This window comes from Halomonas cibimaris (genome assembly GCF_039537045.1).
Lineage (GTDB): Bacteria > Pseudomonadota > Gammaproteobacteria > Pseudomonadales > Halomonadaceae > Vreelandella > Vreelandella cibimaris.
In genome coordinates this window covers 1-9,174 of the sequence record NZ_BAAAZT010000053.1, presented here as the reverse complement: position 1 = coordinate 9,174, position 9,174 = coordinate 1, and the positions used below count along the sequence as shown (strand labels likewise).

The window sequence follows — 9,174 nt, the reverse complement described above, 5'->3', positions numbered from 1 at the left end:
CGCGTAAACACTGCCGAATAACCCGCAGCTTGAAGCTCTCGTCATATTTCGCCATCAAAAACACCCCGAAGGTTGGATGATGTCCAACTTTCGGGGTGCAGTTCATTTTGCGTCGCGGCACTTTCCGTTACCACGTCATTCACATCCTGCCATAGCGCATGGGCCAGCCCCGCGCAGAAGGCATAGCGCTGGTCGGCGCGCTCGGGAATGATGATGGGTGCCTGGCCGGCAAGCATCGCGGGAATATCCGGCAGCTTTTGCGCCCACTGGCGAAACGCCAGAAACTCGGTGCCCGCCCCCTCACCGACCAGCCCATGAACGGTAAGCGCCTGCACCTCGTCGGGCAGCTGCGAGCCGTAAGTCAGCGACTGGGCCACCCGCGCCCAGCTGCGCGGGCTGGGCCAGCCCTGTTCGACCGCGCCTTCCATGTCGAAAAAACACTCGGGGCGAAAGCGCAAAAAGGCGATCACATCCGGGTGCAGCCCCTGGCCGCGCGCCCAGCGCGTCCAGACGTCCAGATCCGGTGCCAGGTTAAGGTGGCAAAAGCGGTTGGCCAGCGCGCTGGAGAACGTCTGCGCCACGGCGCGGTCGGCTTGACGGTTGCCTGCCGCAACGACCAGCCACCCCGGCGGCAGGCGGTACAGATCTCCCAACCGACGATCCAAAATCAGCTCGTAGGCGGCCACCTGCAGGCTGCGATCGGCGGCGGTCAGCTCGTCAAACAGCAGTATCCCGCGGCTCTCGGGATCCCGGGGCCATTCGCCGGCCAGCAGCCAATCCACCACGCCGCGTTCGCGGTCCGGCACCGGCAGGCCGCGCAGATCCACCGGCTCACGCTGGGCCAGGCGGATATCGATAAAGCCGACGCCTTCGCGCTCGGCGACCTCACGCACAATCGCGCTCTTGCCCACCCCGGGCGCGCCCCAGAGCATCACCGGCGGAAGGTCGGCGGCAAGCTCGGAATGTTCGTGAAGCTGGCGCAGCTGGTGAGTCAACAGCGTCTGGGCGTTATCCGGCGTGGCGTACATGGGCAGTTCTCCTGACAGGTATGGCAGTTAGCGCTTGGCTCAAGCGTGGGCGGCGTGGGCAGCGTGTTCAGCAGGCGGCGGCATCAGCGCCAGCTGCACCAGCGTCTGGCGGACTCCCTGAATCCGTTTGACCGTCTCCGGATTCACCCGCCGAGAGAAGAAAAGGGGCAGCACCAGCTCCCCATCGTCTGCCGTCAGGTAGCGCTGTAGCCATTCATCCGGCTGGCGGGAAAGCGTCATCAGCAGCGCACGGGTCTGCCCCGGTGCCAGGCGCAGCAGCTGCCCGGCGCGATGGGCCAAATCCTCACCTGTGGTCATTTCCAGCGTCGCGCAGAGCACGGCCTGACGCTGGGCCGCGCTGATATCCGGCACGTTCAGCAGCCGCGGCAGGTAGCCGGCGATGCCTTCATGCTCACGCTTCAGTTCGACACCCGGCCAAGTGTCCTTGCCGTATAGCTTTGTCAGTATCTCAAGCGCCAGCCCGGCAATCGCCGGTCGCGCCGATTCAGCGGTGGCCAAGCGCAGCACCTGCACCAGTTTCTCCTGATCCAGATACCCCTTTTTGGCATACACCGCTTTGCGCAGGGTGACGCCGTAGCGGCGGGCATCTTCACTGTGGGGTACGCATAGCGCCCACAGCTGCAAATCATCGCGCAGGCCTTCATCCTGCCGGTCGTCGGGGAGTTTCCAGTGCCAACGGGCATCGGCGTGCTGGTAATGCGCTAATGACAGCGCCGGTTGGCGACGCTTGCGCGAGCTGCGGCACTGGCGGGCGCTCAGGGTGCGGCGGCACTCCCAAAGGCGCGCCGGGTCAACGCCCTTTTCGGCCAGGCGACGCAGCGAGGTCAAGCTGTGAAATACCGCGTGGGGCGTTTCGCTGCGGGCCATGACTTCCAGAAGCCCCTCCAGCAGATCATCTTCGCCGCCTTCCACGCGTGTCAGAGTTTGGCTTAGCGTGGCCTCATCGATGACAAAGCGCGCGCGGTCCAGCAGCGGCGCCGGCACGCTGCCATAGCAGCCCACCTCCTGATCATCCGGCAGCACGACATCTTCAAGGTCACGACAGTGGTACAGCGACAGTCGGTCCGCCTGCTCAAGCGTCAAGCGCTCCAGCGCCGGCGCATGCAGCTGCACACCGCCCCAGCAGCCGGTAAGCGCAAGCGCCGGCGTGTTGCCATGTAGCACCAGCCGGCCGCCGGCACTTTCCTGTTCGTCTTCTGCCGCTTGCGCCGGCTCGGCGGGAACCGCCTCAGCTTGTGCCAGCACTCCGGCGCGTCGCACCTCTACCGTACCGTGGCCATTCAGCACCAGCGCTTCCAGCCGGGTAGCATTGTCCAGCCGCACCCGGGGCGAGCCTTTCACCGTGCACTGCGTCACTCGCTCGGCATTGGCAATCAACCATTCCGTTTGACTCAATAACGCCAGCTCACCGGGCAGCACGGCCGGGTTCATAACGACGGCCAAGTCACCTTCAGCCTCCGCGCCTGGCGTCAGATCATCAGGCAACGCGTCCTGCCCAAGCAGCCGCGCACCGCGCCAAACGCCAGTGTCTTTGCCGGCACGCACGCTGAACGTGCCCGCCTGCCAATCGGCGTCAATCTCGGTCACGGCGCCGTGAATCACAAGCGTTGGCGGCAGCGTTAACGCAAACAGATGCACTACAGCGCCTTCACTTCCCGCCGGCAGGTATAGGTGGCGCAGTACCGGAAGCTCGCTGAGCTGCAGGTGCAGGCAGACATCCGCACGGCAGCCGCTGAGGTCAATCGCTTCCAGCTGCCGGTCGCCGTGTATGTCCAGCGCCCGCAGATGCGGATTATCAAGCGTCAATCGTCGCCCGCCATCGGCATTGCCGACCGCGCCAACCAGTGCTGCCCCGCCGCTGCTGTCCAGAGTCAGTGTCTCCATGCTGTCTCTCCCTGTGCTGATACCCTTTCCGCTTGGCCTGTCTCACGCGCTTACCTTGCCAGTGTATCGAACGCATGCGACATAATGCGTCGCATAGGGATGGCACGACTCGTAGCTTCCTCCTGTGTCACCCATCACACACGCCAGGCGATACGCACCGCCCCGCTAGTCGCTACTCTCCATTCGTTCGGTCAATTTGCGGAACTCTTCGCGAATGTCGGCGTTTTTAAATTCGGCGGCGTCAGGCACCTGAAGGTTGGATAGAGTTTCAAAGGTATTAATGCCATCACGAATCAGCGTGGCAACGCTGGCGCTTAGCGCCACGGTGCGATAGGTATTGGCAGCGACATCTTCCTCACGGCGGCTAACGGCAAGAGCCTTGCTAACTTTTTGCCGCTGGCTATTCACAATCCGTTTGTATAGCGCAATGGCGCGTTTAGTCAGCCGGTTGGCGTCAATGTTTTGCTGTAGCGTCGTTTTATTTCCCTGCCGCATCAGGCGCTGCGATTCAGCAATCAGCGTATCGGCTTCTTTCTCGAAAGCTGCAAGCTTGGGCAATACCTCATCGTCAATTTTGGCAATAAAGCTTTCCTGCATATGGACCACCAGCTTGTGCAGTATCACCAGCATTCCATAGTAGCGTTTGGCAAACTCCAGGTTTTCGCCGTTTGCCTGAGTTAACTCTTCGAGCCGCAGTGTCACCTCGCGTACGCTGTCAAAGACTACGCCCATGGAGATAACATCCTCCCCGATAGCCGAGCTCAGCCACAACTCCAGCTGATCCGGCGGCATCGGCATACCCAGATCGCCCAGCGCCCGTGACATGGCACGGCGCATATCCAAAAGCTCCCGACGATAGGCTTCAAGATTTTCCTCACGAGCCTCAATCAGCAGGTCATAGTCGCCACGAGTTGTGGCAGTAAAGCCTTTCAAGGTGTCAGTGGGCGTATATTTAGTCAGCATGCCAGCATCGGTATCAGACGCCAGCATGCGCTTTTGGCGCAGTTCAGCAAGCGTGGTATTTTCCTTGCGAATGCTGTCTTCCACCTCTCGGTAGTGCTCACGCATTTCCGCTAGCCCCGGCACATCGAGCACACCAATCGCGTCTTCCACCAGCTTGGTAATGTCACTTTCAGCGCTGGCCTTATCACGCTTAATCCAGTGGCTATCGGGCAACGTCTGCAGCTCATCAAAGTAACCGGCGGCTTTGCCCAGCAGATCAAACGCTTTTGACTGGTCAATGTCGGTATCAACCGGCTCTACATTGCTTGCCGCTAATGCTGGCAGCGGCAGTGCTAACATGCCTGCAAGCCAGACGGCCCTTACGGTGTGATTCAGTTTTTTCATGTTCGATCCCTCACGCATCGCCCCTATGAGCACCTTTTACTAATATCTTATAGTCGCCGCTTTTAACGCCGCACGCTAGACTGGTCAGCGTTTATGACTCGCCCGCCAAGGTGCCTTCATGTCTGAAATGCGCGATACGCTGTTCCGCTATTTAACCCTGCTGCAGCTGATCCCTCGCTACCCGGGCCGCGCATCGACGCCGGTACTGAAGGAGAAACTGGCCGAGCGCGTCTTTCAGATCGACACCCGCTCGCTATAGCGCGACTCCCAACGGCAAGGCGCTGATACCCGCTGAGCTCAACGCCGAAACCTGGCAGACCGTGACTGAAGCACTGCTGGAGCAAAAAGCGATTGATGTGACATACCTGTCGCGCAGTAGCGCAACGCAAAAACTGCTGACGCTTCATCCTCAAGGGCTGGTCAGCCGCCATAGCGTGACCTACATGCTGGCCACGGTGCACGACTACGCCGATATTCGTCAGTTTGCTCTGCACCGCATCAAGCAAGCAGCGCTCAGTTCAGCGCCATGGCGCGCACAGGAAGCCTTTGATATTGATGCGTATATTCAAGGTAGCGCCTTTGGCTATCGGCAGGGTCAGCAAGACGTAATGCTAAGCGCGGATATTGCCCGGCCGGGCGCTTGGCTTTTGCAGGAAACGCCCCTATCTGAAGAGCAAAGTATCGAGCCACTTCCCGATACCGATTGGCTGCGGCTAACCGCCCGCGTACCCGACGATCAGCAAACCCTGTAGTGGTTGATGGGCATGGGAGCCAACGTCAAGGTGCTCGAACCGGCCGCCTGGCGCAATGAGCTAAAAGCCACCGCCGAGCGCGTGCTGGCGCAGTATGCTGATTGCTGAGCCACCCATCATGCCCGTGACGCATAAAGCATACGGCTGAAAGCCAACAGCTATGCCGCGACTAACCCAAAATTCGATACGTGTCTGGCAAACCGCTTTGCTTCCTAGCCTCTTCGGCCTGTTGCTCCAGACGCTCCCGAAGCGCCTTTGCCCTAGCCTGCTCTTGCGCTTGAAATGCTTGGCGTATCTGCGCTTCTAAATTGCCCCAGCTATCGTGGAGCTCCGCTTCCATGGCCGGGCGATGCTTCGCCTCTGCACGCTGAAGCGCAATATATTCGGTACCGACTGTCGCCGCTATGCCCACAGTCGTCACCACGATGCCGACAATAGGCGTACCAACAAACGACGTACCGGCTCCCGCGGCTGAAGAACGAGTGACTTGAATGCCAACCCTAGCGGCAAATTTAATCAGCTGCTGACGCACACGCTGCATGGCCTTGCCGGCCACCAAGCGTTTGGCGGTAAAGCCCGTAGCGATACTTGCCGGTACTACGCTTGCGCTATGTGGCTGTAGCGCAGCTGATATGTCTGGCTGGCTTTGTTTGCGCTGAATTATCTGATCCAGGTTCACGGTGGTGGGCATGGCATCGTCTTCCGTGGATACACCTTCCAGCGCTCCGCTACTCTCGGGCGCATAGCGCTCTTGCAAACCCACCAAGGTATTCTGCTGCCACTGCTGCTCTGCGTTTGTCACGATGGCATGATGCTGCCGGCTCATCTCGGTTAAAGAGGCTTCAAGAGCAACTTTACGGACGAGGCGCTCTTCAAGCTGTTCATGCATCCACTCATCCAAGTCACCTGTCAATGCAATGCCCAGCCGGGTATAAGTAGCGGTTGCAGAAAAATACCAGTCCAAGTACCCATCGACCGCCGCATGATAGTCAGCTTCCAGCTTCTCCAGCTCCGCATCCTGCCACTCTTGCGTACTGCTCTGCAGGGTGCTCTCGAGTTCGCCCAACCGCTGACCTAAAACGCCTTGCAGATCGGCTTGCTCAGTAGCATCCAGCACCATAGGCTCGCCATGAATGATAAATCGTACCGCGTCGTTGTCGCTTTGGCGCATGCCGTTATGCCCCAAGCCAACTGCCAATAATATGGCCAGCAGCACCAGCCCCAACAATACTCCATAAAGCGGAGGCTGCCGCACAGCCACGTCAACCATAGCTGGAGAAGAAACCACAGACTGTTTCATATCGCGCCACCCTCTGAGTTCAGCGGCTAATATCGTGTTTGCCACGCCCGCTGAAATGATGGCGTAACGCCGCTATCCCCGCCAGCAATCGTGCATATGACCAGGCTAACGTCGCCTGCATCAGCAGCAATATTGCCCAGGCAAGCACCGCGACACCATGATCAAGCTCAAGACGAGCCAACGCATTTTGCATCAGCCAAAAACCAGTGAGTTCAAAAGCGCTGGCCAGCCGCTCTAAACTGCCCAGCAAGGTATGGCCGGCACCCGCCGGGATATGCATCTGCACCGCCGACTGCCAAGCGATATCCACCAAATAAGGTTGAGGCTGCCATAGCCGGCTCAGCATAAACCCCAGCGACAAAAAAGCTGCTATGCACAGCACGCTAAAGCGCCGCACCAGCGCTGGGCGATACGTTTCTATGATATGCGGCCAAAATCGTACATTCAGACGACGCTGACACACACCAAACAGCCCTGTAACCAACACCAGCAAAGCCATATCGACTTCATCCAGCCTACGCAGCCCCACCAGCAGTATCAGCGCCAGCAAAATACTCGCCAGTTGGGCTCGTACCGCCATAAAAACGCCGCCTCCAAGCCGGCGATGCCAAGGTGACTCCCGCTTTATATACTGCCCCAGCCAGGCATGACGCCGCAGCCTGGTCGACTCCAGCGCACCGATAAACATCACCTGAGCAGTCGCTGCCCACAGCGGCCAAAACAGTGTACCCGCCGGCCCCTCTGGCAATAGCTGCCAGCCAACCAGCACCCCAGCCGCTATCAGCATGCCGAGCAACGGCCGCCAGCGTTTATGTAAACAGGATGATAAACCGCGCATATATCGGTATTTCCCTGGCTGTGGTGACTGTCACCCCTGAGTTTGGAATATCCAGTGCAAAATGGTTTAGCCACCAGCTACGTTCTGATTTCGAACCACTTTAGCCTTTAGCCAGCACCAAAACCTTAACCCGCGCCCGCGAAGCGCCGACATATTCAAGCTTGGGGTTTGCCGCCCAGCTGCTGGCACCAATGTCTACCAGTATCACCACTGCGGCCTCCAGTCCTTTGACGGCGGCGACGTTGAACATACGCTCGGCATAGCGGGGCTTTTCGGCAGCAAGCGTCTGCAGCGGTTGGCTATTAGCTACCTTGAACGGAGTCAGCAGCAGCATATCCGCGGGCGTAAAACCGTCATTTTCCAGCTCAGTCAAGGCGCTTTCCAGCAGCGGCCACTGGTCTTCAGGCTTCTGCCAGCGCTGAACGCTTACGGCGTTTTCGCTGGTGGGCAGGTGCTCGCCAGGCTCCGCGGCCGCGGCGTGACGCTCTTTGAGCCAGCAAGCAATTTCATAGGCGTTGCGGTAGTTGCGATGCAGCGTGAACGGGTACGGCACCATGCCGTCAAACACGTCGGCCGGCAGTTGATAGTCGCGGGCGTAGAGGTTCTGCTCCGGGTCCGCGAGTAGCGTTACGCTGGCGTCTTCCTTGAGCATTTCATGGAGCGGCAGCCACCAGTCGGGCACATAGTCCTGGGCTTCATCCACCACCAGCGCATCCCAGCTTTCCGGTGACTGCTGCAACGCTTCGATGAGTAAATCCGGTGCGGTTTCGTTATAAAAGCGTCCCAGCTCACGCGGATCTTCAGGGACGAGCCAGTCAAGGCCAGCGGCGCCAGCTCGGTGTTGGCAGAGCTCATGAAAGGTCGCTACTTCGATGGTTTCCAACTGGCTGTCCGCCATGGAAGCACGGTGAGATTCGGCCAGCGCGATGTTAAAGCACAGCAGCAGTACATTTTGCCCCTCACGCGCCAGCTGCTCGGCTCGCATTCGTGCCAGCACGCTCTTACCGGTGCCGGCACCGCCGTAAATCGCCATGCGCGGAATATGCTCCAGCAGGCGCAGTACCCAGCGTTGCTCTTCACTCAACCGAAACAGCGCGTCTTCTACATCGCGAGCTTGCTCGGCCACACTCGACGTTAGCGCACAGGCCGGGCGCAACAAGTGATGCTGGATAATCGTCGCCTGCTGCTTGCTCAGCGGCAGCGCATTCAGCGCCGTTTTACCGGCCCAGGCGGTGTTTTCAAACCGTGCGATCAGCTGCTCGGCGGTCAGCTGAGCCAAATCTCCCTTGAGCAGCAAATGCTCGCGATTCAACGTGAGCTCAGGAAAGGTGCCCTGCCACTCACGGGTATCCGGCAATACCAGCACCGGCGCAATGGGCAATTTCGTGCCGGGCAGTACGTGGTTGATAGCTTGCACCAGGCTGCCAGTCTGTTTTTTCAACTGCTCCAGCGGCGTGGTCGTCAGTTTGTGCGTGGCGTGATTACCTTCGCTCCACCACTGGCCTTCGCCGTCCAGCCACACGCCGCCGCCCTTCACTTCCCACAGTTGGATGCCGTACTGCGGATGAAACAGCAAAAAATCCACCTCGCCCACCCAAGTGCCCTTGTCGTTGCGGGTTTGAGTTGCCAAGCCGTGCATCACCTCCAGTCCGGGGAATTCCAGCTCGCGTAGCGCACGGTAAATCCGTGCCTCCGCTCGGGAAGGCAAGGCATCAAGCTCGGCATCGCTTAGACGAGGGTAAATCGCGGCCATGGTGTCTCCGTTTTTTCAGGCGTGAGCAGCACAAGGCCCTACGATACCCAAGCGGGTGCGGGTACAGGAAGCCATACACCTCCCCCTGCCGGAAGCTAAAACGGGTTACGCGACATATATTGTCGGATTAGAGATGTATATAATGACGTAAGTGCTTATTCAAAATTAATCGCGTATTCAGTGCCATAACCACCAAGTAGGCGGTGTACCTCATCACAGAGGCGATCAAAAGAGAGATAGGCTCCCAGCGG

9 protein-coding genes are annotated in these 9,174 nt (G+C 59.3%); 3 read left to right on the top strand and 6 right to left on the bottom strand.

Features of this window, described 5'->3' with window-relative positions; genetic code table 11:
• Positions 1-41: 41 nt before the first annotated feature.
• The 3 genes from ABD654_RS05935 to ABD654_RS05925 all read right to left on the bottom strand — a co-directional run bounded on the left by ABD654_RS05935 (position 42) and on the right by ABD654_RS05925 (position 4,280).
• Positions 42-1,028, bottom strand: a complete 987-nt coding sequence (locus tag ABD654_RS05935) for an ATP-binding protein (protein WP_344703239.1) — start codon at positions 1,026-1,028, stop codon at positions 42-44.
• 39 nt (positions 1,029-1,067) lie between these two features.
• Positions 1,068-2,933 carry a hypothetical protein gene (locus tag ABD654_RS05930; protein ID WP_344703238.1) on the bottom strand — a complete coding sequence of 622 codons (1,866 nt, stop codon included), beginning with the start codon at positions 2,931-2,933 and terminating at the stop codon, positions 1,068-1,070.
• Between the two features lie 165 nt (positions 2,934-3,098).
• On the bottom strand, positions 3,099-4,280 hold the full coding sequence (locus tag ABD654_RS05925; RefSeq protein ID WP_344703236.1) for a hypothetical protein: 1,182 nt from the start codon (positions 4,278-4,280) through the stop codon (positions 3,099-3,101).
• Positions 4,281-4,398: 118 nt separating this feature from the next.
• Between ABD654_RS05925 and ABD654_RS05920 the strand changes: the two genes are divergently transcribed.
• From ABD654_RS05920 to ABD654_RS12210, 3 genes are all read left to right on the top strand, one after another.
• The gene (locus ABD654_RS05920; RefSeq protein WP_344703234.1) at positions 4,399-4,539 is read left to right on the top strand and encodes a hypothetical protein; all 141 of its coding nucleotides are present in this window, start codon (positions 4,399-4,401) and stop codon (positions 4,537-4,539) included.
• Between the two features lie 61 nt (positions 4,540-4,600).
• Positions 4,601-5,032 (top strand): helix-turn-helix transcriptional regulator, encoded by a 432-nt coding sequence (locus tag ABD654_RS05915; protein WP_344703232.1) that lies wholly within the window; start codon positions 4,601-4,603, stop codon positions 5,030-5,032.
• Positions 5,033-5,038: 6 nt separating this feature from the next.
• Positions 5,039-5,140 carry a hypothetical protein gene (locus tag ABD654_RS12210; protein ID WP_464387754.1) on the top strand — a complete coding sequence of 34 codons (102 nt, stop codon included), beginning with the start codon at positions 5,039-5,041 and terminating at the stop codon, positions 5,138-5,140.
• Positions 5,141-5,201: 61 nt separating this feature from the next.
• Here the strand turns inward: ABD654_RS12210 and ABD654_RS05910 are convergent, their stop codons facing one another.
• The 3 genes from ABD654_RS05910 to ABD654_RS05900 all read right to left on the bottom strand — a co-directional run bounded on the left by ABD654_RS05910 (position 5,202) and on the right by ABD654_RS05900 (position 8,923).
• Positions 5,202-6,332: a hypothetical protein gene (locus tag ABD654_RS05910; RefSeq protein WP_344703230.1), complete on the bottom strand. Its 1,131-nt coding sequence runs from the start codon at positions 6,330-6,332 to the stop codon at positions 5,202-5,204.
• 19 nt (positions 6,333-6,351) lie between these two features.
• A complete protein-coding gene (locus ABD654_RS05905) occupies positions 6,352-7,170 on the bottom strand; it encodes a hypothetical protein (protein ID WP_344703228.1) in 819 nt (272 codons plus the stop codon).
• Positions 7,171-7,270: 100 nt separating this feature from the next.
• The gene (locus ABD654_RS05900; RefSeq protein ID WP_344703226.1) at positions 7,271-8,923 is read right to left on the bottom strand and encodes an AAA family ATPase; all 1,653 of its coding nucleotides are present in this window, start codon (positions 8,921-8,923) and stop codon (positions 7,271-7,273) included.
• Positions 8,924-9,174: the final 251 nt, after the last annotated feature.

Excerpts from the sequence above, each read along its gene's own strand:
- ABD654_RS05900 (WP_344703226.1), bottom strand. The coding sequence starts at position 8,923 with ATGGCCGCGATTTACCCTCGTCTAAGCGATGCCGAGCTTGATGCCTTG.
- ABD654_RS05935 (WP_344703239.1), bottom strand. The coding sequence starts at position 1,028 with ATGTACGCCACGCCGGATAACGCCCAGACGCTGTTGACTCACCAGCTG.
- ABD654_RS05925 (WP_344703236.1), bottom strand. The coding sequence starts at position 4,280 with ATGAAAAAACTGAATCACACCGTAAGGGCCGTCTGGCTTGCAGGCATG.
- ABD654_RS05920 (WP_344703234.1), top strand. The coding sequence starts at position 4,399 with ATGTCTGAAATGCGCGATACGCTGTTCCGCTATTTAACCCTGCTGCAG.
- ABD654_RS12210 (WP_464387754.1), top strand. The coding sequence starts at position 5,039 with ATGGGCATGGGAGCCAACGTCAAGGTGCTCGAACCGGCCGCCTGGCGC.
- ABD654_RS05905 (WP_344703228.1), bottom strand. The coding sequence starts at position 7,170 with ATGCGCGGTTTATCATCCTGTTTACATAAACGCTGGCGGCCGTTGCTC.
- ABD654_RS05930 (WP_344703238.1), bottom strand. The coding sequence starts at position 2,933 with ATGGAGACACTGACTCTGGACAGCAGCGGCGGGGCAGCACTGGTTGGC.
- ABD654_RS05910 (WP_344703230.1), bottom strand. The coding sequence starts at position 6,332 with ATGAAACAGTCTGTGGTTTCTTCTCCAGCTATGGTTGACGTGGCTGTG.